This is a genomic window from Bacillus arachidis (genome assembly GCF_030285945.1).
Taxonomy (GTDB): Bacteria; Bacillota; Bacilli; order Bacillales; family Bacillaceae_G; genus Bacillus_A; species Bacillus_A arachidis.
The window spans coordinates 4125737-4151639 of the sequence record NZ_CP127376.1; the positions used below are offsets into that span (position 1 = coordinate 4125737).

Annotated in this window: 27 protein-coding genes and 1 other annotated feature; of the genes, 8 read left to right on the plus strand and 19 right to left on the minus strand. The window is 35.9% G+C overall.

All coding sequences use genetic code 11. The features are described from left to right. Positions 1 to 37: 37 nt before the first annotated feature. Both ezrA and QRY57_RS22860 read right to left on the minus strand, forming a co-directional pair. Positions 38 to 1747 (minus strand): septation ring formation regulator EzrA, encoded by a 1710-nt coding sequence (gene ezrA, locus QRY57_RS22855; protein WP_286016167.1) that lies wholly within the window; start codon positions 1745 to 1747, stop codon positions 38 to 40. A gap of 223 nt (positions 1748 to 1970) precedes the next feature. Continuing rightward, entirely contained in the window at positions 1971 to 2798 is an 828-nt protein-coding gene (locus tag QRY57_RS22860; RefSeq protein WP_090687917.1) for a LysR family transcriptional regulator, read from the minus strand. A 138-nt stretch (positions 2799 to 2936) separates the two neighbouring features. On the opposite strand from QRY57_RS22860, the gene QRY57_RS22865 reads away from it, so the two are divergent. Then, complete coding sequence (locus QRY57_RS22865; protein WP_286016168.1) at positions 2937 to 3881, plus strand: DMT family transporter; 945 nt, start codon at positions 2937 to 2939, stop codon at positions 3879 to 3881. Positions 3882 to 3927: 46 nt separating this feature from the next. Here the strand turns inward: QRY57_RS22865 and refZ are convergent, their stop codons facing one another. Continuing rightward, a complete protein-coding gene (gene refZ, locus QRY57_RS22870) occupies positions 3928 to 4566 on the minus strand; it encodes a forespore capture DNA-binding protein RefZ (RefSeq protein ID WP_026593687.1) in 639 nt (212 codons plus the stop codon). A gap of 149 nt (positions 4567 to 4715) precedes the next feature. On the opposite strand from refZ, the gene QRY57_RS22875 reads away from it, so the two are divergent. Beyond that, on the plus strand, positions 4716 to 5195 hold the full coding sequence (locus tag QRY57_RS22875; protein ID WP_026593688.1) for a GAF domain-containing protein: 480 nt from the start codon (positions 4716 to 4718) through the stop codon (positions 5193 to 5195). A 41-nt stretch (positions 5196 to 5236) separates the two neighbouring features. Here QRY57_RS22875 and megL read toward each other — a convergent pair whose 3' ends face one another. Then, on the minus strand, positions 5237 to 6427 hold the full coding sequence (megL, locus tag QRY57_RS22880) for a methionine gamma-lyase (RefSeq protein ID WP_286016169.1): 1191 nt from the start codon (positions 6425 to 6427) through the stop codon (positions 5237 to 5239). Positions 6428 to 6776: 349 nt separating this feature from the next. Here megL and rpsD point away from each other — a divergent pair, with 349 nt between their 5' ends. Beyond that, complete coding sequence (gene rpsD / locus QRY57_RS22885; RefSeq protein ID WP_286016170.1) at positions 6777 to 7379, plus strand: 30S ribosomal protein S4; 603 nt, start codon at positions 6777 to 6779, stop codon at positions 7377 to 7379. A 124-nt stretch (positions 7380 to 7503) separates the two neighbouring features. Here rpsD and QRY57_RS22890 read toward each other — a convergent pair whose 3' ends face one another. From QRY57_RS22890 to acsA, 7 genes are all read right to left on the minus strand, one after another. Further along, entirely contained in the window at positions 7504 to 7635 is a 132-nt protein-coding gene (locus QRY57_RS22890; protein ID WP_026593691.1) for a hypothetical protein, read from the minus strand. Between the two features lie 128 nt (positions 7636 to 7763). Beyond that, positions 7764 to 9020, minus strand: a complete 1257-nt coding sequence (gene tyrS, locus QRY57_RS22895) for a tyrosine--tRNA ligase (RefSeq protein ID WP_286016171.1) — start codon at positions 9018 to 9020, stop codon at positions 7764 to 7766. Between the two features lie 68 nt (positions 9021 to 9088). Beyond that, positions 9089 to 9313, minus strand: a binding site (T-box leader). Positions 9314 to 9393: 80 nt separating this feature from the next. Further along, entirely contained in the window at positions 9394 to 9639 is a 246-nt protein-coding gene (locus QRY57_RS22900) for a hypothetical protein (protein WP_286016172.1), read from the minus strand. Then, a complete protein-coding gene (locus tag QRY57_RS22905) occupies positions 9620 to 10165 on the minus strand; it encodes an RNA polymerase sigma factor (RefSeq protein ID WP_286016173.1) in 546 nt (181 codons plus the stop codon). Before QRY57_RS22905 ends, QRY57_RS22900 begins: the two co-directional genes overlap by 20 nt. Then, positions 10146 to 10520, minus strand: a complete 375-nt coding sequence (locus QRY57_RS22910) for a hypothetical protein (protein ID WP_349775682.1) — start codon at positions 10518 to 10520, stop codon at positions 10146 to 10148. Before QRY57_RS22910 ends, QRY57_RS22905 begins: the two co-directional genes overlap by 20 nt. A 75-nt stretch (positions 10521 to 10595) precedes the next feature. Then, the gene (locus QRY57_RS22915) at positions 10596 to 11153 is read right to left on the minus strand and encodes a maltose acetyltransferase domain-containing protein (protein WP_286016175.1); all 558 of its coding nucleotides are present in this window, start codon (positions 11151 to 11153) and stop codon (positions 10596 to 10598) included. 99 nt (positions 11154 to 11252) lie between these two features. Continuing rightward, positions 11253 to 12971: an acetate--CoA ligase gene (gene acsA, locus QRY57_RS22920; RefSeq protein ID WP_286016176.1), complete on the minus strand. Its 1719-nt coding sequence runs from the start codon at positions 12969 to 12971 to the stop codon at positions 11253 to 11255. Positions 12972 to 13148: 177 nt separating this feature from the next. Here acsA and acuA point away from each other — a divergent pair, with 177 nt between their 5' ends. The 4 genes from acuA to QRY57_RS22940 are packed head-to-tail and all read left to right on the plus strand — an operon-like array spanning position 13149 to position 16517. Further along, a complete protein-coding gene (acuA, locus tag QRY57_RS22925; RefSeq protein ID WP_026593695.1) occupies positions 13149 to 13781 on the plus strand; it encodes an acetoin utilization protein acetyltransferase AcuA in 633 nt (210 codons plus the stop codon). 17 nt (positions 13782 to 13798) lie between these two features. Then, positions 13799 to 14443 carry an acetoin utilization AcuB family protein gene (locus tag QRY57_RS22930; protein WP_026593696.1) on the plus strand — a complete coding sequence of 215 codons (645 nt, stop codon included), beginning with the start codon at positions 13799 to 13801 and terminating at the stop codon, positions 14441 to 14443. Continuing rightward, positions 14440 to 15606 (plus strand): acetoin utilization protein AcuC, encoded by a 1167-nt coding sequence (locus QRY57_RS22935; protein WP_286016177.1) that lies wholly within the window; start codon positions 14440 to 14442, stop codon positions 15604 to 15606. Before QRY57_RS22930 ends, QRY57_RS22935 begins: the two co-directional genes overlap by 4 nt. Before the next feature lie 53 nt (positions 15607 to 15659). Beyond that, positions 15660 to 16517 (plus strand): alpha/beta fold hydrolase, encoded by an 858-nt coding sequence (locus QRY57_RS22940; protein WP_286016178.1) that lies wholly within the window; start codon positions 15660 to 15662, stop codon positions 16515 to 16517. A gap of 29 nt (positions 16518 to 16546) precedes the next feature. On the opposite strand, the gene QRY57_RS22945 is transcribed toward QRY57_RS22940, so the two are convergent. The 3 genes from QRY57_RS22945 to QRY57_RS22955 form a co-directional block, all read right to left on the minus strand. Next, entirely contained in the window at positions 16547 to 17632 is a 1086-nt protein-coding gene (locus QRY57_RS22945) for a hypothetical protein (protein ID WP_286016179.1), read from the minus strand. 250 nt (positions 17633 to 17882) lie between these two features. Next, complete coding sequence (locus tag QRY57_RS22950; RefSeq protein WP_035415654.1) at positions 17883 to 18572, minus strand: response regulator transcription factor; 690 nt, start codon at positions 18570 to 18572, stop codon at positions 17883 to 17885. A gap of 1 nt (position 18573) precedes the next feature. After that, the gene (locus QRY57_RS22955; protein ID WP_286016180.1) at positions 18574 to 20031 is read right to left on the minus strand and encodes a sensor histidine kinase; all 1458 of its coding nucleotides are present in this window, start codon (positions 20029 to 20031) and stop codon (positions 18574 to 18576) included. A gap of 267 nt (positions 20032 to 20298) precedes the next feature. Here QRY57_RS22955 and mscL point away from each other — a divergent pair, with 267 nt between their 5' ends. Then, complete coding sequence (gene mscL, locus QRY57_RS22960) at positions 20299 to 20697, plus strand: large conductance mechanosensitive channel protein MscL (protein ID WP_286016181.1); 399 nt, start codon at positions 20299 to 20301, stop codon at positions 20695 to 20697. A 50-nt stretch (positions 20698 to 20747) separates the two neighbouring features. Here the strand turns inward: mscL and QRY57_RS22965 are convergent, their stop codons facing one another. The 5 genes from QRY57_RS22965 to ccpA form a co-directional block, all read right to left on the minus strand. Beyond that, positions 20748 to 21020, minus strand: coding sequence for a DUF3917 domain-containing protein (locus QRY57_RS22965; protein WP_026593703.1), 273 nt, complete (start codon positions 21018 to 21020; stop codon positions 20748 to 20750). A gap of 249 nt (positions 21021 to 21269) precedes the next feature. After that, on the minus strand, positions 21270 to 21917 hold the full coding sequence (locus QRY57_RS22970) for a putative bacteriocin export ABC transporter (RefSeq protein WP_098302296.1): 648 nt from the start codon (positions 21915 to 21917) through the stop codon (positions 21270 to 21272). 2 nt (positions 21918 to 21919) lie between these two features. Next, positions 21920 to 23950, minus strand: a complete 2031-nt coding sequence (locus tag QRY57_RS22975; protein WP_286016182.1) for a hypothetical protein — start codon at positions 23948 to 23950, stop codon at positions 21920 to 21922. Positions 23951 to 24022: 72 nt separating this feature from the next. Next, positions 24023 to 24334: a hypothetical protein gene (locus QRY57_RS22980; protein WP_098302294.1), complete on the minus strand. Its 312-nt coding sequence runs from the start codon at positions 24332 to 24334 to the stop codon at positions 24023 to 24025. Between the two features lie 519 nt (positions 24335 to 24853). Then, positions 24854 to 25852: a catabolite control protein A gene (gene ccpA, locus QRY57_RS22985; RefSeq protein WP_026593707.1), complete on the minus strand. Its 999-nt coding sequence runs from the start codon at positions 25850 to 25852 to the stop codon at positions 24854 to 24856. Positions 25853 to 25903 lie beyond the last annotated feature (51 nt).

The following is a 25903-nucleotide window of genomic DNA, read 5'->3' on the forward strand; positions in this document are numbered from 1 at the left end:
ACACAAATCCAGCACAAAAAAACAAACCCCTTTTTCATCAAGGGGTTTGTTCGTTGTCTACAAATTCAGCAATCTTTTGAACAACACCAGGTTCAAGTTGTTCTAAAACAGAAGCTGCTTGTTCTAAGGCAGCATCATATTCATATTCACGGAACAATCTCTCTGCATTCTCTAAGCTTTGGGCTAAATCCGTATCATGACTACGATAACGATTACCATATTGGATTAGCTTTTCTACTAAATACGCCTGTCCAATTAACTCCTGCGTTTTTTCATATACACCATTTACGATTGCATATGCTTCTTCTAACATGCTATTTACAACCTGCATATTCAGCGGCTTTAATTCTAACTGTCCATAAACACCTTGCATTGCCTCTTGCCCTCTTTGTAAATCTTCCATAATGCTTTCTGGAAGACCTGGTAAGTTAGACTTTTGCATAAAGCGTTTTGCTTCTACAATCATATGACGCATTTCTTGTAACTTTTCACGCGCCTCAAATTCTTCTTTACGCATCGTTTGCAACATCTCTTTATATTCTACATGAAGAACCTTTAATGTTTCACATTGCTCATAAATCTCTTCCAGTTCTTCACGAATGACAGAGAAAGCAATATCTTGCTCAGCAACACGTAGTTGCAATACTTCAAAGCGCTTCATTAAAATATGCATTTGTTTTTCAATCAATTTTTGTGACTCAATATCTTTATCTTGCAACTGATAGCTTTGTTTCACAAATTGCGTTTCGGATTTTGTTTCAATTGCTTTTTCGTGAATTTCCTCTAAATCTTCATAAACTGCAACTGATTTTTTCTCTACATAATGCTTCGCATGCACTTCTTGTTCTAATTGATCATACAACGTATCCAGACGCTTTTTTAATCCCTCTATTTTCTCATTAGCTTCTGTTATATGAAGTTCTTCCAAATCAATCAGACATGTTTGTAGTTGTTTGTTCATATCTCGTAATTCTTTAGGGATTTCTAAATGATTTAATACATATCCTTGACGCTTCATATCATCATGACCTTGTAATAAATCATCTAATTGTACTGGTAATGTCGCTTGACACTCGACTAATAGATCAGGAACTTCATGAATGATAACTTCTAAGCTCGCTAACCCATCTTCCAAACTTTTTACAATGTCACGCGCCTTTAAATAATCACCGTTTTCTGTTGTCTCATCAAATTCTTGAAATTTCGCCAGTTCTATATCAAGTAACTCTTCAATTTTCTGTTCAGATTTTCCAAACATATGACGATGAGCAAGTACACTTTTTTTCATACTACGATATGTATCACGTAACTCTTCAATCTCCGAACTATTTTTCTCATAGCTCTCTAACAATTGTTGCAGCTCATTTAAAATCTCCGTAATGCGGTTATCCGCTTCATCTAAATCACGAATGGATTCACTCATCAAACGCTTTGCTTTTCGGAAGGAAAATTGTGAGGCTGACTTTTGGGCGCTTTCTAATGTTTTATCAGCTTTTGGCAGAAGGTTTGTAACAATTTCATCCCATTCTTCACGCCATTTCCCAAACAGTTCTTCTGTTTGGCCAGTCATATTTAAATCCTTAACCCGTTTCAACTCATCTGCAACAGGTTTATCTTTTATTTTTTGTTTCCACTGCTCAAGTGCTTCAATATCTTTATATAAACGATTTCTTATCACGAGCTCTATCATGAGCAGCACTAGAATAGAGCTTACTACGATGATAACGATCGTCAGGATAGAATCCATGTAGAATAGCCTCCTATTATATCTCTTTTTTTGTCCGTTCCGTTTATGAAATGGAAGGCATTATGTATAAAAAGGGGAATCCCCTATATTTAACAACTAACAATGTACTAATCATATCATGTAATGACGTGTTTTTGACCTAGTTTTTTTTAAAATTTCATGTTTCTTTTGATCCGTTTGTAATATTACTTCCTAAAAATTTCTGTATCTCTTTTTCAAATATTTACTGTAACGCCTTTAATAAGGACATCTCTTCCCTATGTGATATAAAATAAATTACTCTCGTTAACGTTGGTTCCACATGCATAACACGAATCCCAGCTTGCATAGCTTGCTTCACTGCAATTTCTGGTAATAACGTAATACCAAGGCCAGCCCGAACCATCGCAAGCATCGGCTCTGCGTATGATGTTTCTACAGCAATAGTAGGTTTAACACCCATTCCTTTGAATGTTGTCATAATCATTTTTCTGATATCACAAATTTCCGGATAAATAATAAGTTTTTCATGCTGTAAATTCTTTATTTGAATCGTATGTTCGTCTTTATAAGCATGTTCATTTGAAACCACGCAAACGATACTTTCTCTTTTTACTTCTTTTACAAACTTGGCTCCCTCCACTTCCGAATCAATTAACATTGCATCAATCTTTCTCTCACGGAATAACTCCATTAACACTTTCGTATGTTCAATTTGCCACTCTACTTCGTATGTTTCTAATATACTCTTACATTTTGATATGTAATGAGCAGCTAAACTTGGTAATACTCCAATTGAAATCTTTTTCTTTTCTTGATACTCTTTCAGCTCTCCCTTCACTTCATTTATTTGTTCTATAATTGGCTCAATACGTTTTATAAATAGCTCTCCAGCATCTGTTAACTCCACTCCTTGTGTAGAACGTTTTAATAATTTAACTTCTAAATCCGCCTCTAATCTTTGAATTTGTTTACTAAGGGCTGGCTGTGAAATATGCAGACGTTTACTCGCTTTCGATAAACTTCTCGTATGTTTCACCTCAATAAACGATTGTACTGCTTCAAAATCCATCTGATATACACCTCTAACCAAAAGTTATAACCGCTATAACAAATCAATATTTCCTGTCCATAGAAAGTGAGCGCTATACTCATCTCATGCTTATTTTTATGAACCCACTATATCGAAATAAGAAGGAGAAAGATACTCTTGGATAAAAAACAAATACTATTTGGCTCTCTTTTATGCTTACTCGCTGTAACAGCTTGGGGATTTATGTTTCCAGTTATGGCCAGCGCTCTGCAATTTATTGATCCATTCTTTTTCACTACTTTTCGTTACGGATCAGCAGCTATCATTTTTATTATTCTTCTCTTCATAATTGAAGGAAAAAGCGCCTTTCACTTAGAAAAACAAGCTTTCTATTTATTATTCTATGGTACAGTCGGTTTTGCTGGATACGGATTTCTTGTTTTCTACGGACAGCAATTAGCAGGACCTTCTGGGGCTATTCACGCAGCCATGATTCAGTCTCTTATGCCGATACTCGCTTTATTATTACAATGGGTCTTAAAGAAGAAAAAACCACAAAACTATACATTCCTTTGTATGTTTTGTGCACTGATAGGTGTGCTACTTGTTATTTCCAAAGGTAATAGTCATATGTTATTTGGAGCAGCAGGACATGTTTCAACAAATATACTTATGCTCTCTGGCGTTATTTGTTGGGTTATTTACACAAACGGCGGTTCTCATTTTCCAACTTGGTCGCCACTTCGCTATACAACACTCACATGTTTATTTGGATCCATTTCGTTAGTTTGTACTGTCATTGTACTAACATATATGAAATTCATTTCCATACCTACATTTTATACAATCGCTACAGTTCGATTTGAACTATTGTATATGTCCATTATCGCTGGTGTTGTCGCCGTCTTTTGCTGGAACATGGGAAATCGCCTTATTTCATCTATTAACGGCATCTTATTTATGAACTTAGTCCCTGTGCTCGCACTTATAGGTTCCATTTTTCGGGGCTATCAAATTGAAAGAATTGAAATAATTGGAGCGATAATTACAATTATCGCTTTACTATGCAACAACTTATGGCAACGAAAACAAGAACGTATACAAGAGGAAATTAAACCTTGAAACACACGCCACAAAATACCCCCACCTACAATATGGCGGGGGTATTCTACATATGAACTGCTCGCGGCAGAGGATAATACATATGTAGTCTACATAATGTTTGTTCCATCCATTGCTCTACTTCTTTCGTATACATTTCCAAAAAGAATGTTTCTGACGGAAACGAATGCAAGACTTCTGTTATATATTGCGGATATAAATATGGCATGTTTATCATACCCTTTAATTGCGTCATAAACATTGTAAAAGACACTTTCTGAAACTCCTGCTGCATTTGTCCCTGCTTAATGATTTGCTCTATATAATATCTTTCTTTAGAAAAATAAACAGTCATCACTTCCCGGATTAACGTTGTATCAAGTGAAAGCTCTCGGTAAAAGAATCGAGTAAGTTCCCTATGTTCAAACTGATAGCGCAAAATGCCTCGTACAATTTGATTCAACACTTCTTTAGCTGGTAAGTACTCTCTTTGTTCAAATGCCCTCTCAATTACTCCGATATATCCTTCTAAAAAATCCGTTATAAGCTGTTCTAATAAACCTTTCTTTCCAGCAAAATAATATGAAATATTAGCCACATTCACATTCGCCCGCTTTGCAATATCGCGCACCGATGTCCCATCATACCCTTTCGTGTAAAACAACGAAATTGCCGCATCAATTACTTTTTGTTTCGTCTGCTTCACGTGCTCACTTCCTCTCACTCTGAACAGCTATAGTTTAAATTTCTTGACTTTTAAGACAAATTCCTTTAATTTTCTATCGACAAAGTCATATGAAATACAGCGTATTTTGCTATGATTTTACATTTCTCGATAGAAAGGGTGACGTTTCCATGTTTACAAAAGAAAGTTATACAGGCTCACGTGAAGAGCAATACGAAACGGTAATTAAGCAACTTGATGCATTGTTAACTGGTGAATCAAATGTAGTTGCTAACTTAGCAAATGCTTCAGCTCTTTTAAATCAATTCTTAGAGCGTATTAACTGGGTTGGCTTTTATGTAACAGAAGGAACAGGGCTTGTACTTGGACCATTTCAAGGAATGCCAGCATGCGTTCGCATCCCATTTGGGCGCGGTGTTTGCGGCGTAGCAGCTGAAACAAAAACAACACAGCTTGTTGCAGATGTTCATCAATTCCCAGGGCATATCGCATGTGATAGCGCCTCTAATTCCGAAATTGTTGTACCGATTATACAAGAAGGCAACGTCATCGGCGTACTAGATATTGATAGTCCCGAAAAAAACCGTTTCGATGAAGTAGATCAACACTATTTAGAGAAATTTGTGGAAACGCTCCTAAAACATATGTAAAAGAGAAGAGCCATCGATTCCGTAAATCGATGGCTCATTTTTCATTCTCCATTCACATGAGAAAATGTATTCGATAGCTTCTGTAACGCGTACGCTAAATCAGAAACAATATCCTCCCATGATTCTAATCCGACAGACAAGCGTGTTAAATTGTCAAAAATCCCCATTTCATGTCGTACCGCCGCTGGAATAACAGCGTGCGTCATCGTTGCTGGGTGTTGCACTAACGTCTCTGTGTCACCGAGACTCACTGCAATTGTAATGAATTGCAACTCATTCATGAACGCCTGTGCTTCTTCTTTTCCACCTTTAATCGTAAATGAAATCACACCGCCCCCGCGTTTCATTTGGTGAGATGCTAGTTCTCCTTCTGGATACCAAACTGATGCAACACTTTCGTGATTCCGCAAAAACTCTACTACTTTTTCTGCATTCTCACAGTGCCGATCCATTCGTACAGCTAACGTCTTTAACCCACGTAGCAAGAGCCACGCATCAAAAGGTGCCATAATCCCCCCAATATCTTTTCGAATCGGACGAATTTGTTCAGCTAGTTCCCTTGTTTTACAAACCGTCACACCTGCAACAACATCCCCATGGCCACCAATATATTTTGTAGCACTGTGAAGAACAACATCACAGCCAAGTGTAAGAGGTGTTTGTAAATAAGGTGAGCAAAATGTATTGTCGACAATGACAAGCAATTCATTTTGTTTTGCCACTTTAATAACCTTCTCTAAATCGATCAGTCTCATTGTTGGATTAATTGGTGTTTCAACAAATATTATTTTCGTATTCGGACGTATGCTTGACTCAATCTCTTCTTCTGTTTCCATATCACATAGTGAATGGGTAATCATAAATTTCTCTTCTAGTACTTCTAAAAACCCGTACGTACACCCATATAATCCATTCGAACAAATGATATGATCTCCAGCACGTAAAAACGCAAGAAGTGTCGCCGAAATCGCTGCCATTCCAGAACCGAACGCTAGCGCCGATTCTCCCCCTTCTAAAACAGCCATGCGATCCTCGAACAATTCCACAGTCGGATTTCCAAGTCTCGAATAAATATAAGATGGATCCTGCCCAGCGAAACTCGCTTCTCCTTGCTGCGCTGTTTCAAATGTATACGTTGAAGTTTGAAATAGTGGTGGCGTTAAACTCCCTTTATGCAGCTTGGAATCATACCCGTGATGAATAAGCGCTGTTTCTATATGTTTCTTTTTCATACAAACATCCCCCTTATGCTCTATTTTATGTAAGCGTTTTCTCTATGTTGCTATCCTTTCTTTCATACGGCTTCGAATTCCTTCTTGCAATTTCCACAATTTCCATGAATAAAACAAAAAAGAACTCGCTTGACGAAATTCCAGCAAAAAGATATAATAGCGTTTGTGTAAAATAAAAAGGCAGCCTTGTAATATGAGTTTATCGTTTGTATTTTGTTCCTCTGTTGTGAGGTGTATCTCGTAACTCCCAGCTGCTGGAGCGAAGGTACATGAAAACAAAATACCCGTAAATATCAATTACGCCTGTTTTTATTTTACGAAAATAAAAACACTAAAGGAGGAGTCAACTATGGCTCGTTATACAGGTCCAGCTTGGAAACTGTCTCGTCGTCTTGGAATCTCTCTAAGCGGCACAGGTAAAGAATTAGAAAAACGCCCTTACGCACCAGGTCCTCACGGTCCTAACCAACGTAAGAAACTTTCTGAATACGGTTTACAATTACAAGAGAAACAAAAACTTCGTCACATGTACGGCATGACTGAACGTCAATTCCGTCGCACATTTGACCAAGCAGGTAAAATGTCAGGTAAACACGGTGAAAACTTCATGATCCTTCTTGAAGCTCGTCTTGACAACCTAGTTTACCGCATGGGCTTAGCTCGCACTCGTCGCGCTGCTCGTCAATTAGTAAACCACGGCCACATCATGGTAGATGGCGCTCGCGTAGACATCCCATCTTTCCGTGTTAAACCAGGTCAAACAATTAGCGTTCGCGAAAAATCTCGCAACCTAGCTGTAATCAAAGAAGCAATCGAAGTTAACAACTTCGTACCTGAGTACTTAACTTTCGATGCTGACAAATTAGAAGCTACTTTCACTCGCCATGCAGAGCGCGCTGAATTAGCTGCTGAAATCAACGAAGCATTAATCGTAGAGTTCTACTCTCGTTAATGACAAAAAGCCGATCTTTGGATCGGCTTTTTTCGTTCTTATAGTGCTGTTTAAAAAGGAGGATAAAGATAGCTGCTTGCTATCTTTATCCTCCTTTTTGAATTTCCTTATATATATAATAATATTATTTATTTTCTTCTTGTTTCTCCACATACACATACGCATCCTTTGGACTTGTATGTATATCACCTTTTGTATTCTCAGCAAGCTGCCCCGCATTTAGCAAAGAAAAGATGATGAGCGCTTCTAGTGACATTTTGTTTTACCACTCCTTTCTTTTTACTTATACTCTTATGATACTCCTTACATGTGATTTTCGTATGAACATGAAAAGGAGATTAAAACAAAAAAAGCTTTGAGGATAAATCTCCTCAAAGCTTTTTATTAGTAACGAATTAAGAAATATTTCTTTTTACCGCGGCGGATAATTGTAAATCTACCTTCGATGCGGTCTTTTTCTGTTACAACATAATCCAATGCTTGTATACGCTCACCGTTTACGTAAATTGCACCATTTGTCACATCTTCACGTGCTTGACGCTTTGATGGTGAAATTTTGCTTTCAACAAGCAAATCGATTAATACTGTATCTTCTGCACTACGCTCTACAGATGGTACATCTTTGAAACCTTGCTCGATTTCGCTTGCAGTTAATTCAGCTACAGAACCGCTAAATAAAGCTGCAGAAATTTTAATAGCTTGTTCTAATGCTTCTGCACCGTGAACAAGTTTTGTCATTTCAGAACCTAAAGCTTTTTGCGCTGCACGTTTTTCTGGTGCTTCAGCTACTTGTTTTTCTAGCTCAAGAATTTCTTCATGAGATAAGAACGTGAAGTATTTCAAGTATTTTACAACATCGCGATCATCTGTGTTAATCCAGAATTGGTAGAACTCGTAAGGCGTTGTTTTTTCTGGGTCTAACCAAATCGCGCCGCCTTCTGTTTTACCAAACTTCGTACCATCAGATTTTGTAACAAGTGGAATTGTTAAACCGAATGCTTTCGCATCTTCTTCTGATTTACGAATTAATTCAAGACCCGCTGTAATGTTACCCCATTGGTCACTACCACCAATTTGCAGACGGCAACCTTGTTGTTGATATAGATTTAAGAAGTCGTATGATTGTAAAATCATATAACTAAATTCAGTAAATGAAATACCTGTTTCTAAACGAGATGCAACTGTATCTTTTGCTAACATGTAGTTTAAACCGAAGTTTTTACCGATGTCACGTAAGAATGTAATTACGTCTAAATTTCCAAGCCAGTCATAGTTATTTGCCATTGTTGCTGGGTTTTCTACATTTTCAAACTCCAAGAAGTTTGAAAGCTGCTTTTTAATACTTTCTGTGTAGTAAGCAACTGTATCTTTTGTATTTAATGTACGTTCTGCTTTTTTACCACTTGGGTCTCCGATCATACCTGTACCGCCACCAACAAGCGCGATTGGTTGATGACCAGCTAATTGGAAACGACGTAGCATTAATACTGGTAACATATGACCGATGTGTAAGCTGTCTGCTGTTGGGTCAAAACCACAGTATAACTTTACACTTTCTTTTTCTAATAGTTGCTCTAGGCCTTCAGCATCTGTTTGCTGGTTAATTAGTCCGCGAAATTCAAGATCTTGTAAAATACCCATATCCTACATACTCTCCTTTAAATTAATAGAGCGTGAAATGTGAAGACATAAAAAAATCGCCCCCTCAAATAAGGGACGATTTTTTTATCGCGTTACCACCCTAGTTGCAGACAAAAGCCTACCACCTCATTCACATAACGGCTCAACACCGTCTTTTCCCTTTTGAATACGATTCAATCGAAAAAAGATGCTCTAGGGGCGTAATTCGCGATCATCTATGTGCTGATTTCCACCGACCATCAGCTCTCTAAAACAGGGAAATGATCACTACTTCTCCCTTTCCACGCTCAATTATTCATATACTTTTCTTTATATCATTATTTGTATAGGCGTGTCAAATAGAGGTGTGGAAATTTCTCAGTCCCCCATTTTTTTACAAAGTCGTGATTAATATCGTAATAAGTGAGAGAAGCGGAACACCCGCTAATAGTGAAGCATGAAACACAATCGATAAATCATTTCCAATTATAGCTTCCACTGGATCTTTCGCTGGAGAGGCAAGAAACCGAAGCAATCGCTCGAAACGATTTACTTTCTTTGAAAAGTTTGGTACTTCTACATAATCGCTATCTAAATGTTGTTTCAGTTTATATTCTTTCTCAAAGGGATTTTCGTTCAATGTCATCTACCTCCAGCAATTGTTTCAATTTCTTCATACCAGCATGAAGTCTCGATTTTACCGTTCCTACAGGAATACCAAGTATCTGAGCAATCTCTTTTTGTTGCATATCATGATAATAATAAAGAATAAGGACAGCCCTCTGATCTTCAGGAACTTTCAAAATTGCATCCCTTACTGTGAGCCGATCTTCTTGTGAAATCTTCCCCTCCTGTATTGGTACTAAAAACGGCAAAAGAGATCGCCACTTTTTTCTTCGATTCAATTTATTAATCATGAGCCGATAACCAATTTGGAACAAATATGTTTTAATCTTTCCTTTTTCAATCTCATACATATACTTCTTACGTTCTAACATTAAAAACGTGTCTTGAACGAGATCTATGCTCAATTGCTCATCACGGTTAAAGCGATATAGAAATGTATATAGCGCGGGTTTAATTAAGACATATAGTTTTTCTCCAGCTCGCCTATCTCCATTTTGATACGCAAGCATGAGCTCTTCCTTAATCCCAATCTGCGCCATGTTTTTTAATCTCCTTTATTCCTTTTAAGGTTAAAGAAATTCGGCTAATTAAGTACCCAATTGCTACAAGTGTCCACACTTGTGATTGATTCGTAAAAAACTGGACGTACGGATTTTTAATCATAAATCCACAAGAGACTAAAATATTTAATACTTGTACGCATATGCACGCATACACCGCAAGACAGACAGATATTGTATCAAATACATTCCACTGAAAATACACTTTTGTTTTTGTAAAATCTATTTTATTTCCTTTTTTTCGTACAATATACTTCTTATCAAAAGGTATTAAAATCCCAAGAATAACAATCATCAGCACAACTACTACAACACCTGAAATAATAAACCCCATGTACACGTAAATCGCCTCCTCATCTATCATGTCATACACTTATACAACCGACAGAGGCAAATGGTTCAAAAAAAGTTATTTTATTTTTTTAATTACTTTCGCAGGATTCCCACCAACTACAACATTCTCAGGAACATCCTTCGTTACAACTGCACCAGAAGCAATCACGGTGTTATCTCCAATTGTAACCCCTGGATTGATTATAGCTCTCCCACCAATCCAAACGTTATTCCCAATTGTTACTGATTTTCCAAATTCCTTGCCACTGATACGTTCCATTGCATCAAGTGGATGTGTCGCCGTATAAATATGAACCCCCGGGGCTAACATACAGTTCTCACCGACTGTAACTGGGCATACATCTAAAATCACGCAATCAAAGTTCGCATAAAAGTTTTCCCCAACATGAATGTTATAGCCGTAATCACATTTAAAAGAAGATTCAACATGAATATTATCACCTGTCGTTCCGAATAGTTCTTTTATGATTGCACTACGCTCTTCATATTTTATTTCTGGCATTTCATTTAATTTTCTTGTTAATAAGCGAGCACGATTCCTATCTTCTACTAACACAGGATTAGCAGGTGCATACATTTCTCCTTGTATCATCTTTTCTTTTTCTGTTTTCATAATAGCATCCCCTTTGACACGTATATATAAGTTATTCATCGTTTATGATAGCACAAAAAAGAAAGGTCTAAATGAAATATCCATTCAGACCTTTTTCTCTTAATCTTCCATTGTTGATAAATCACCTGTTGGTAAGTTTAGCTCCCACGCTTTTAACACGCGTCGCATAATTTTACCACTTCTCGTTTTCGGTAATTTATCGCGGAATTCAATTTGTCTCGGCGCTGCATGAGCTGCTAAGCCTTTTTTCACAAATTGACGAATATCTTCTTTTAATTCATCAGATGCTTCATATCCTGCGCGTAACGCGATAAATGCTTTAATAATTTCACCGCGCACTGGGTCTGGAATACCAATTACACCCGCTTCTGCTACTGCAGAGTGTTCAATTAATTTACTTTCTACTTCAAATGGGCCAACGCGCTCACCAGACGTCATGATTACATCATCAATACGTCCTTGGAACCAGAAGTAGCCATCTTCATCCATATAAGCAGAGTCACCCGATACATACCAATCTCCTGGCATAAAGTAAGACTCATATTTTTGCGGATTGTTCCAAACAGCGCGCATCATTGATGGCCATCCCTTAGCAATCGCTAAGTTCCCCATTGTATATGGCGGCACTTCATTTCCTTCATTATCAACAATTGCTGCCTTCACACCTGGAATTGGTTTCCCCATTGAACCAGGGCGAATTTCCATACAAGGATAGTTACAGATTACTTGTCCTCCTGTTTCTGTCATCCACCATGTATCATGAATTCGAAGGCCGAATGCGTTCATTCCCCAGCGAATTACTTCTGGGTTTAATGGTTCACCAACACTTAGTACGTGACGTAGTGCTGATAAATCGTACTTCTTAATCTCTCCATCGCCAGCTCCCATTAACATGCGGAATGCTGTTGGTGCACTGTACCAAACTGTTACACCGTAATCTTGCAACGCTTCGTACCATGCCGCTGGGCTAAAGCGTCCTCCTAAAACGACATTTGATCCACCTACTAACCACGGTGCAAAAATGCCGTAAGCAGTTCCTGTTACCCAGCCTGGGTCAGCTGTGCACCAGTATACATCGTCTTCTTTTAAATCGAGCACCCATTTTGCCGTTTGATAATGCTGCACCATTGCATTTTGCGCATGGAGAACGCCCTTTGGCTTCCCTGTAGAACCGGACGTATAATGAAGAATTAATCCATCTTCGCGGTCTAACCATTCAATTTGCAACTTATTAGAAGCTTGTTCAAATAATGGATTAAACGCAACAAGTTTTCCGCCTTCTTCTACATTCTCTCCAACAAGAAAGACTGTTTTTAACGCTGGTAAATCATTAAGCGGAACACGCTCTAACAATTCAGGTGTTGTAATTAGCACTTTTGCTTCGCTATCTTCTAAGCGATCGCGTACTGCCCCTTCCATAAATGCTTCAAATAACGGGCCAACAATCGCTCCTAATTTCACTGCACCGAGAAGTGCAAAATATAATTCTGGTGAACGCGGCATAAAAATAAAGACGCGATCGCCTTTTTCTACATCACCATAGTTTTTCAGGACATTTCCCGCTTTGTTGGAGAACTCCTTCATTTCTTTAAACGTATATTTCTCTTTACGCGATCCGTCTTGATAATAAAGGGCCACTTTATTTTTTCGATCAGATTTCGCATGTCTATCAATTGCCTCATATGCCATGTTTACTCGGCCTGTTTCAAACCAAGAAAAGTTTTTATTAACCTCTTCCCAGTTGAAATTTGCATATGCTTCTTTATAATCAAGCAAATTATTTTCTCCTTTAATAACAGGAAGTGTTTCTACTTTCATACTTTACATCCCCCTCCTATGTATTCTATTATCTATTATAATAACATTATTTAAAATTTTCAGTATTTTTGTTGATTTTTAGACAAATTTTTACTGACAAAATTCGATTCACATCGCATATACTGTAAGATACGATATAAAGTAGATTCACAAACCCTCAAGGTGGTGAGCAAAGCATTGATTCATAAAAAAATATATAATGCAAGAAATTTAAAAACAGCAAAAGGAACCTTAATTATCGAAGGTCCTGTGTCCACCCATAATCTTGAAATGTATGAATTTCATCCAGATTTAGTTGCATTCCGTCCTGCCGAACAACAATATAAAGCAATTGTCGAAATTTCTAAATTACCAGAAGCTCGTCTCATTATTGCTAGACATGATCAAACGATTGTTGGCTATGTTACATACCTATATCCGGATCCATTAGAACGATGGTCAGAAGGGAAAATGGACGATTTAATTGAACTTGGAGCAATTGAGGTCGTTCCAGCATTTCGCGGATGCTCTGTTGGAAAAAATCTATTAGAAGTTTCTATGATGGATGATCATATGGAAGATTATATTATATTAACGACTGAATATTATTGGCACTGGGATTTAAAACAAACTGGTTTAAATGTTTGGGAATACCGAAAAGTGATGGAGAAAATGATGAATGCTGGTGGCTTACAATGGATGGCAACGGATGACCCAGAAATTTGTTCTCACCCTGCTAACTGCTTAATGGTTCGCATTGGCAACCGCGTTGATACAAACTCCATCCAAGCATTTGACCGCTTACGCTTTCAAAATCGGTTTATGTACTAAGAAAGGGGGCATATGGAATGATTGTAGAAGAAATTATGAATCATGATGTAATTACACTGCAACCAGATGACACAATTGAAACCGCAATCCGAACAATACGTACAAAGGGCATTCGTCACATTCCAATTGTTGGTCATAACAACAACGTAGTCGGTATTATTTCCGACCGTGACGTACGTGATGCAAGTCCCTCAATTCTCGATGAAGAAGTTTCAAAGGATATGCTTAAGCAACCGATTCAATTAATTATGAAACAGCCTGTTATGACATGCCATCCTCTCGATTTTGTTGAGGAAATTGCAACGCTATTTTTTGAAAATAAAATCGGCTGTCTTCCTGTTACAAAGGGTGGTAAACTTGTTGGAATCATATCGGAATCCACAGTATTGCATACACTCGTCAAGCTAACAGGTGCTCATCAACCAAGTTCACAAATTGAAATTCAAGTAAAAAATGAACCTGGTATTCTTGGAAAAGTCGTTGCGATTTTTAGTGAATTACACATTAATATTGTGAGCGTTCTCGTCTATCCAGCAAAAGATGAGAATGAGAAAGTACTCGTTTTCCGCATCCAAACAATGAATCCGCTAAGAGTGATTGAAGCGTTAGAGAAAAAAGGCTACCATGTTTTATGGCCAAATATAATGGGGATGCAAGCATGACGAGCGCCTTCATTTATTCAGATGATTTTCGGGGCTATTCCTTTAGCCCTGAACATCCCTTTAATCAGCTCCGCGTTACACTCACTTACGATTTATTAGAAAAAAGCGGGCTTATTCATCCTTCTCAAGTCATTCCACCGCGAATGGCAACAGATGAGGAGATTGCTTTCATTCATACAGAGGAATACATAAATGCGGTAAAACGTGCTGGAGAAGGAAAATTAGAACAATCAGTCGCAATGTCATATGGTCTTGGGACAGAAGATACACCCATGTTTCCCAATATGCATGAAGCAAGTGCCTTACTTGTTGGTGGGACATTAACAGCTGTAGATGCCGTACTTTCAGGTCAAGTAAAGCATGCATTAAATTTAGGCGGTGGACTGCACCACGGATTCCGAGGTAAAGCATCCGGTTTTTGTATTTATAACGATAGCTCTATCGCTATAAAATATATGCAGAAAAAATATGGCTTGCGCGTTTTATACATTGATACAGATGCCCATCACGGTGATGGTGTACAATGGTCCTTTTATGATGACCCTAACGTCTGCACCATTTCACTACATGAAACCGGGCGCTATTTATTTCCTGGAACCGGTGCTGTAAATGAACGCGGCCAAGGCATGGGCTACGGTTATTCTTTTAACGTTCCACTCGATGCCTTTACAGAAGACGAATCTTTTTTACATTCTTATCGCACTGTTGTAAAAGAAGTCGCAGCTTACTTTAAACCGGATATCATTTTAACGCAAAACGGAGCCGATGCACATTATTATGATCCTCTTACTCACCTTTGTGCAACGATGCAAATTTATCATGAAATTCCAAAGCTTGCTCATGAAATCGCCAATGAGTACTGCAGTGGACGCTGGATTGCGGTTGGCGGTGGCGGCTACGACATATGGCGCGTCGTTCCAAGAGCATGGGCACTCATTTGGCTCGAAATGAACAACATCCAAAACATCTCAGGTTATCTCCCTCCAGAATGGATTGAAACTTGGAAAGGACAAGCACCTACCCGACTTCCGCTTACATGGGAAGACCCTAACAACATGTATAACCCCATCCCTCGAAAACCAGAAATTGAAGAAAAAAATGCATTAACAGTGGCAAAATGCCTCGAGATTATTCGGAATAATACGAAAAAGGCTTTATATTAATTTACAAGAATAGGAGGTTTTCTCCTATTCTTTTTCATGAAAGGTGATATCTTATGTGGAAAGGACAACTCATACATACGAAACGCGGTACTTTTGAAATCTTTATAAAAGGCAGCGGGGAACCACTTTGTATTACTCATCATTACTCACAATTTAATGAAACCGGTGATTATTTTGCGGAGAGCTTTACTCTTACTCACCGTGTTTTTCTTATCAACTTGCGAGATACTGGTCGTTCTGCGAAAGCTACAAGGGAAAATGAATTAAGCATGAGTGAGACAATTAAAGACTTAGAGGCTATAAAAGAAACATTACAATTTTCATCATGGCATTTCGCTGGTCATTCTACAGGAGGGATGCTTGGACTGCTATACGCTATTACTTTCCCAGACTCCTTACAATCCTTAGTTGTTGTCGGTGCCGCTGCTAGTAACTACACAAAAACACCAGATTGTATTTATCATCCAGACCATCCACAATTTCAATATATGCAAGACATTATCGAAGAACTGAAACTCTCTCATCTTACACAAGAAGAGCGAAGTGCATTATCAACCAAGCGAACAAAGTTATCTTTATATGAACCCGAACACTACAAAATATATTTTTCAAAACCTATTTATAAAATAATGGCAGTAAGTCGAATGAATGCTTTTGCTAAAGAATATCTACACTTTGATTTGAAAGATCAGCTTTCATCTATCATAGTAAACACATTAATTATTTGCGGGAAACACGATGTTCAGTGCCCCTTGCAATATTCAATAGAGATGCACGAAAGTATACCAAATTCTATATTTATTCCATTTGAGTATAGTAACCATTATCCTTTTTTAGAAGAAAGCAATCGTTTTGCATTTATCATTAAAACCTTCTATAAATCATTACAGCACGAAAGCAGCAAGTACTAAATCACTTGCTGCTGGTTTAAAACTTTTCTTTATTTCGCTACAAACTCCACCTGATTTGCAGTTGCCCAGCCATTCATCGGTACAACTGTATATTTCTTACCTGGCTGTAACGTTGCACCATTTTGTAAATCAAAGATTCCTACTGCTCCTTTTCGAGAAGAAAAACGATATTGTGCTTCTACTCGATTTCCATTTTCACCTTGTAATTCTACTTTTCGCCCAGCAAACAGTTCCATACTTGGATCTTTCTCTAATGTAATTTGGATTGACTTATTATCTATCGCTTCAGCGCTTTGAATCGCAAGTGGCTCAATAGTTTCCGCAGTAAAAGTCGGATTCTTAATCGTCGCCCAATCCGATGTTATTGTATACGTCACACCTGGTTGTAACGTTTGGCCAGCAGGTAGACGAAACTTAGGTGCTTGTCTGCCATCTGCGGCTTGTGTAAACGGAACATATCCTACTACAATTTGTTCTCCTGCACTTGATGTAATGGTTAGTTTTCGATCACGTAGTGAAGAAATAATTTGATATTGTTTTCCTTCTTTATCTTTATTTTCTTCATCTAATTGAAACGCTTGATCTCCTCTTCCAGCTTTGTATGCCTCAATAATGTTTGCATAATCTGTCACGCCATCTTCTAAAAATGATTCAATTTCAAACGTATCATTTGTCACTTGTTTCGCTTGGCGAACATTAATTTTTTCAGTACTCGCCTCGAATTTCTCTTTTTTTCCACCTTTATAACTCACCTTATATGCTGTACCGGGTTTTTGAACTGTAACAGGTACAATATATGTACTTGTGGCACCTGTTTTTAATCGTGGTACATTCACAACTTCTAAACCGTTATCAAAAACAAAATTTTTCTTAATTGCCTCTAAGTTTTCTAATTTCACCTCTTCTTCTGATAAAGGTTTAGAAAATGTCAGTTGCAATGTCATCGCGTTTAATGGTTGTAATTTTGTAATCTGCGCTTCTTGCTTCTTCTTTTCTTTTTTCGCTTCTTGTTTTGTCTCCTGTTTTGCTTCTGCTTTTGTTTCCCCTTGCGCACATCCTGTTACCATTACTGTAAAGCCAATCATAGCTGGTACTAAAAATTTTATTGTTTTCATCCTCATCAAACCTCCAAATGATTATTTTCATTTCATATTCAACCACCTCGTGCACATATAACAGATACCTGTTTCCTCATATCTTCTTATCTGTTCACTTTGTTCCTGTGATACCTATAGTAGATGGCAAGTATAAATTGCCAATAAATAAATTCTTAAAAAAAGATTAAATAAAGGTAATATATTTTTAATTCTGTTGATCTTACTTCCCTTAAACATAAAAAAACCTGTCAATACTTTGACAGGTTCACTATACGTTAAAGCGATATCCAGCTCCCCACACCGTTTCAATATATTGCGGATTAGCAGGATCTCTTTCAATTTTTTCACGTAACTTCCGCACATGAACAACAACTGTAGCTAAATCTCCAGCTGAATCTAATCCCCAAATACGTTCAAATAACTGTTCCTTATTTAACACTTGATTCGGGTTCAGCACAAAAAATGTAAGTAAATCAAATTCTTTTGTTGTAAAAGCAACTTCTTCATTGTTTATGAATACTTTTCTCGCTCGTTGATCAATAGAAATCCCATGTATGTGTAACATATCTCTCTGCTTGATCATATTTCCAGACAATCTTTCATAACGGGCAATATGTGCTTTTACTCTTGCAACTAATTCACTTGGACTGAACGGCTTTGTAATATAATCATCAGCCCCTAGTCCAAGCCCACGGATTTTATCGATGTCTTCTTTTTTAGCTGAAACAAGCAAAATAGGAATATCTTTCACAGCACGTATTTGTTTACAAATTTCAAATCCATTCATTTTTGGAAGCATGATATCTAAAATAATTAGATCATATTGTTCCTGTAAAGCGCATTGCAATCCTGTTTCACCTGAATGTTGTACATCCACGTGAAAATCATGAATCTCTAAATAATCTCGCTGTAATTCTGCAATACTTACCTCATCTTCAATTAGTAAAATCCTCTTCACTCTACTCACCACATTCCTGTACTTTTTTCAATGAGAAGAAAATACTTGTGCTTTCTCCTAATTTACTTTCCGCCCAAATCTTTCCGCCGTGTTCTTCAACAATTTGCTTTGCAATGGCTAAACCAAGTCCACTTCCACCTGTACTAGAATTACGGGATTGTTCTGCACGATAAAAACGTTCAAAAATATATGGAAGTTTATCAGATTCTATACCCGATCCATTATCTGTAACTCTCACAATTACTGCATTCTCTTCATCTAATAATGTAACCGTAATTTCTTTCTGCGGCTTATCCATGTACTTCACACTATTATGAATTAAGTTGGATATAACTCGTTTTACTTTCTCACGATCAGCTATTACATAGAGTTGCGAAGCTTTAAGTGATTGTAAGTGCAAGTTAATTCCATACTTACTCAAGTCCATCCGCATTTCCTCTATTAAATCTTCCATAAACGTATACAGTTCTATCGTTTCAAATTGAAATGGCACACGATTCAAATCTAATTTTGAAAATAAAAAGAGTTCATCAATAAGTGTATCCATATGTGTTGCTTTTGTATAAATTGTTGTTAAGTATTTGTTCATCTTCTCGGGTGTATTTGCAACTCCATCTTTTATTCCTTCTACATATCCAATAATAGATGTAATGGGTGTTTTTAAATCATGGGAAATATTCGAAATAAGTTCTTTTCGATTCTCTTCATATTGTGCTTGCACTTCAATTGATTCTTTTAGTTTCTGCCTCATTTCTTCAAATGCTTGGTTTAATTGACCAATTTCATCATGAGACGTAACTGGAATTTGAAAATGTAAATCTCCTTCTTTAATTCTTCCAGTTGCATCCTTCAATATAAGAATAGGCTTTATTACACTTCTTGAAACGAAATAACTTAATAATCCAATGATGAAAATAGCCAACAGTAATAACGATATAAACAATATGGGAAATAGCTTTTCGGTTAGTTCCACATACGAACTTTGCTTATTCAATACAAATATACTTCCTTCTTCATTATGAGGAAAATAAAAATCAAACTTTACGTAGCGATAAAATGTGTCATTTAATTCAACCGTACCACGACTATTAATATTCGTTGCTTCAAATTTCGGAAGAGCTTCTTTTAAATTAGAACTTCCAATTGCTTTTGACGCATATGAAATTGCGTCTCCTTTTCTTACAACTATTTTCACATCTTCTTTCTCTAATGACGGCATAATGGCTTCATCTAATAGTTGTGATTGATTCTGCTTAGCTGCTGATTTCAATTCAAGAAAAGCATTTTCTTCCTCTGGTGTCAGTGGCCTTTGAATATACGAACTCTTATAGAAATTTTTCACTGACTCCAAATTCCCTGTTATAGAAAAAATAATCAAAAAACCCATAACTAACAACAGAGTAATTGAAACAAAAATAACTGCAATATAAGACAACAGAAACCTTGTTTTAATAGACATGACTCAATTCCTCACTTTATAAACTTTCCTATGTTATTCATAAGCATAAGAAGATATTTCCGAATACTCAAGCGATTTTATAGTTATTTTAGCAGCAGTTTATGAAAAATTAATATTTATATTTTAAGGTATAAAATAAAACGGATACATTTTTCAGAATTTACTTTCATTCCCATTTTCTCTTTATTTCTAACAAAAACTTCTATAGAATATGTTGATAGGAATTATAAATTTTATACTGAATCGTGGAAAGGATGGGTATTACACATGTTGAACGAATTTAAAAAGTTCGCTTTAAAAGGGAATGTTATGGATTTAGCTGTCGGGGTTGTAATTGGTGGTGCATTTGGTAAAATTGTTTCTTCATTAGTAGCAGATGTTATCATGCCATTAGTTGGATTACTACTTGGAGGAATAAACTTCACAGGGCTTTCCTTTAAATTTGGAGGCGCTGTTGTAAAATATGGTGCGTTTATTCAAACGGTTGTTGATTTCTTAATCATCGCATTCTCTATCTTCTTATTCATTAAGCTATTTAATAAACTAGCATTCAAAAAAGAAGAAGAAAAAATAGAAAAAATTCCAGAACCAACAAAAGAAGAAGTACTTCTTGGCGAAATTCGCGACTTATTGAAACAACAAAATGCTTCAAAAGACAACGCATAATTGAACGGACAAAAGGCATGCCCCTCGTGGGACATGCCTTTCTTTATATTTTATAACGTTTCCGAATTCATATGAATGAATAAAATAATACCAGCAACCACGAGTACCATAATCGAACCTGCAAATAATGTAATCGCAACAAATACGAGGCCCGTGCTTACATTGACTGAAATACTTTCAATAAAAATAGAAGCTACATACGTGATAAGGGCAATTCCTGCAAGAATACTTCCTGGAACAAAGCGCTTTAGGCCATTTTGTTTTAACGTCATATATGCAAAAAAAGCGGTCATACAAAGCGTAATTATCCAAAGAATAATCATCTCTTCCCCCCCACAAGCCTTTTCTTTCTATTATACATGACATTGCGTAATTATAGGGAAATTTGATTTTGGATCATGTACAATACAGGGGATAATAATCTGTGTAATACGGATGAACTATGGGCATTTATTGAAAATAATTAAGACTTTATTTTTATTTACACAAATAAAAGAACCAGTTATGTTGGGCAATAGAAAAGTGCAGAGTTTTGGAGGTTTCCACTCATAACTCTGCACTTTTTTCTTCCTTTAAGACAATTCATGTAAACGAATGACACGCGAAAAATAAGGTAAGATATCTTGATTATGTGTCACAACCACGATTGTTTTTCCTTTTTTATTTAATTGTTCCAAATACTGCAATATCACTTTTTCATTTTCGGCATCTAAGCTAGCAGTTGGTTCGTCTGCTAGTATTAAATCGCTTTCTTGTAGGATTAATCGTATGAGTGCAATTCGTTGCTGCTCTCCACCACTTAATTGATAGACCATTTTTTCTTTCAAATGAGATAGTTTAAATTCATTCAAAAGCACATCGATTTTTTCGATTTTCTCCTTTTTACTTAACTTCTTGTATTCTAGGGCTAAATTTAAATTCCATTTTACCGTTTCATCATCCACTAACCCATAATTTTGAAATAAATAACCTATCTTTTCTCTTCTGAACATCATCGCTTCTTTCGAATGAATCGACGGATTTTTTGTATCAAATAACAATAAATCCCCTTTATCTTTTTTCGTAATTAAGCCAATAATATTTAAGAGTGTCGTTTTTCCTTTTCCACTTTCTCCAGTAATTGCAATCATTTCACCATTCTCTACCGTTAAATTAACATTTGAGAGTACTTCTTCTTTCTCATATGTTTTAGACACGTTCACGAGTTTTATAATCTCCATCTTTATCCACCTTTAACGATTTTGTGAATATCGTTTTTAATAATCTTTTTGTATAAATATAATAAAACAATAAAATCTATTACGAGTATGCAAATATAGAAAGGAACGTTAAATTCTATAAATATATTCATAACGATCATACTTAGCAACATCGCATATACGATCAAATGTAATTTAAATGTTTTCATTATACTATAGCCATACATATATTGAATTGCGTACCTTTTACTATTCGATATGATATCCACATAATTTGAAATACAAATTACAAAAATTAATGTGAATAAGAATAGTGACGTAAAGACTAAAGAATTGTACATAATAAATTCTACAAAATGCACTTTATCCATATAAGGCGTTAGCAGCGTGCCAACATTTACGAGTTTATTCAAATGATGCTTCGCAAGTATTTGGTTAAATTCATCTCTTTGGTTTAAATGAAAATAAACGTTACCCGAACTTAACTGATCATAATAATATAAGCTACCAAAGTTTCCTTGATCGATCATAATAATTGTATCTTTAAGTTTCATATCAGAATCATCTTCAGACATATTTTTACCTAACAATTCATGTTCTTGATTATTAGCAATGTAGATAACTTCTACATTATCAATGTTCTTCGAGTCGGATTTAGGAATTCCAAAATTTTCATTATAGTTCAGCAACTGATTGTATTGTTCAATATACATCTTTTTAATTTTTGATTCCTCGGACTTATACTTAGTTGGCACCAGGATAGTAGGTTTTGTTACATGGAAATTTGTTATTTTCGCTCCTGTTTCATTCTTAATTTTCATAAAATCATTTATATATCTTTCATTAACTACTATGTAATTATCTTTTATAGAAGTATATAAATCCTCTTTTGTTAATCCGTTCATTTCTAAATATGTTGGTTTTAATAATTCGAGAATGTAAGCATCACTCACGTATAACTTTTCTTGTTCATCAAAATGACGATACATTTTCTGAACAGCATCACCATATTCTGCGATTATTTTCGGATTTTTGCGTGCTTTTTCATCCTCATTAGAGTTAAAGCCATTCGATGTAAAATACCCCTCTAATTTCGTATAGCGCTCTAAATCTCTCGACTTAGCTTTATACTCTCTGTAATTCGAGATAAACGAGGAAACCGAAACTGTGATAGATAATATTAGCAGGATTTTAATTACATATAAAATATAATTTAATCTGTTCGAATATACTTTGTTCTTTATCATCAAATTTATATCGATAAATCTTAAACTAATTTGCGTAAATAGTAACATGACAACATTTATTGCGATCACTAGCACTAGAAACACTAACAATAAATAAAAATAACGTGATACAACATTACCAACGAATACATAATATAGAAAATGAACACCTAATGTAATAACAAGTATCACGCTTTCCATCACTATAAAATCTTTTAATGACGCTTGTACCATTTTAAATTTCGAATAACCGAGCATCTTTTTAATCGCATTTACTTTGATTCTTGTAAATGTGTAAATCACTAAAACCAATTGTGTCAGTATAAAGAGAATGACAAAGTTTAAAACATTGTATGTAACAATTTGACTATAAGCAATATCATTATGATACGGGTTAATAGTAATTCCTATTGCCTTTGATAAATCATTTAATCGATCCAATGATAAATTCGTATAAAACACGCCATTACTATCAACAAAATCTTCTTTTGTTAATGGGTGATAATTTAAAACTGTATCAGATGAAATTGATTTCGGCTTATTTATATCTTTTTCTTGACTATGATATATATCATAAATAAACTCATTATGCTTAGATACAGGTGTTTTAACGAGTTGTAATTGACACGTATTATTCGACAAGCATGCCGAATTCATTTTCTCATATAACTCGTTCAATTTATGCCCTGAAACATCTTCTACAATGTAACCATCAAGAGATGAATCTCCTAAATTATTCAACTCATATATATCATAAACAGATTTATTAAATATATAAGATAGCAGAAATAGCTGCCCAATTAGAAAGATAAACAATAATTTTTTCATACTATCCTCCTGCACATCATATTCAATCCGAAAGTATTGTTAGGAAGGGAAAAGGGCAAAAATTTTTAAATATTATCTTTTATAATAATCGTAATGTGAAGTTTCATCACAATACCATTTTCTGTCCGCATCTTTATAGGCTTGATCTGCTTTCCATCCAGATGAATATGTGTTGCCACAAACTTTTACAGCTGCCCATACCATATATTTATTACTATTAGTAGGTATCGCATCTCTAATATCAGAGTATACTTTTGAATCTGTTTGTCCACCTTTATAAATTAACTCCCCATTCGCTACTGATGCTGCCGAAACAATTCCTACCGGGATTGCAAACGTAATGATTGTTAAAAACGCAATGATAACTCGATTCATTTTTTTCATCGTATCCACCCCTATATTTATTGTCCCTTTTCCCCGCACTCAATATAACATAATTTTAAAAATTGTGATTTTTTTCTAAAAATGGAAAATACGACTTTTCTCAATAGAACAAATATTGACAAAGCACGTGTAAACTAAAATATTCTAATAAAAACCTTACAAAAAATAGATACGATAGCATTTTTATTTCCAAGTTTTCTTTTCGGTATTATATTAAGATGTCATTTTCTCCGTGAGAGAATCGTTCCAAAAGGCATGGATTTTACTAATCATTGTTGTAATATACTTTTCACTTGTGACCCCAATCCAATCTAATACAGTAAAACGTTAAAAGAACAAAATGAATGTTTTTCAACCTGAAATGTATGAAAACATGTCCTACGCAGAATTCCAACATATCTCCATTATCAATGGTCTCATCGATTACATATCGACTTCCATCGTAAGCTAGTATCATTTATAAAAGGAAGCATGGATAATAAAAAAACTCACAGCACCACGCTGTGAGTTTTCCTATTCTTACTTCGTTGAATCTCTAAATTGAATACGATGAGGTAAGATAACTGTATGATCTTCTACTTTTTCTTTATTCATATATTTTGTTAACAGACGCATTGCTACTGCACCGATGTCATACATTGGTTGTACAACTGTTGAAAGTTGCGGGCGTACCATTAACGCAAGACGTGTGTTGTCAAAACCAAGTACTTCTACATCTTCTGGGACGTTTAAACCAACGTCTTGTGCTGCATGAATTACACCTAGTGCCATTTCATCTGAAGATACAAAGATTGCTGTTGGTTTTTCATCAAGTTCCCAAAGCTTTTCAAATGCCTCTAGACCTGAATCGTATGTGTAATCTCCATCAATTACAAGATTTTCATCATAAGCGATACCTACTTCTTCTAAAGCTTTTTTGTAACCTTGTAATTTCTTTGCACTTCCCGCTTTATCAATGTAAGGACCTGATACGAAACCGATACGCTTATGGCCTTGTTCTAGGAAATGCTTCATTGCATCATAAGCAGCTTGTGTATAATCAATATTTACTGATGATGTTTCATTTTCCTCATCAAATGATGCTGCTAAGACGATTGGTACTGGAGACTTTTTAAATTCTTCTACATGCGTATCTGTAATATCTTCACCCATGAATACAATACCATCCACTTGTTTACCAAGCATTGTATTTAATAAATGAAATTCTTTTTCTCTATTTTGGTCAGAGTTACTTAAAATGATGTTATATTTGTACATTGTTGCGATATCTTCGATTCCACGTGCAAGTTCTGCATAAAACGTATTAGAGATATCTGGAATAATAACACCTACTGTTGTTGTCTTTTTACTTGCTAGTCCACGTGCTACTGCATTTGGGCGATACCCTAAACGATCAATTGCTTCTAATACTTTCTTTCTTGTTGTAGGCTTTACATTCGGATTACCGTTTACAACACGTGATACGGTTGCCATCGAAACGTTTGCTTCGCGCGCTACATCATAGATTGTTACGTTCATCTCTTCACACACTCCTTCTATATATATTATCTATCCTTATGTATCGGTTCA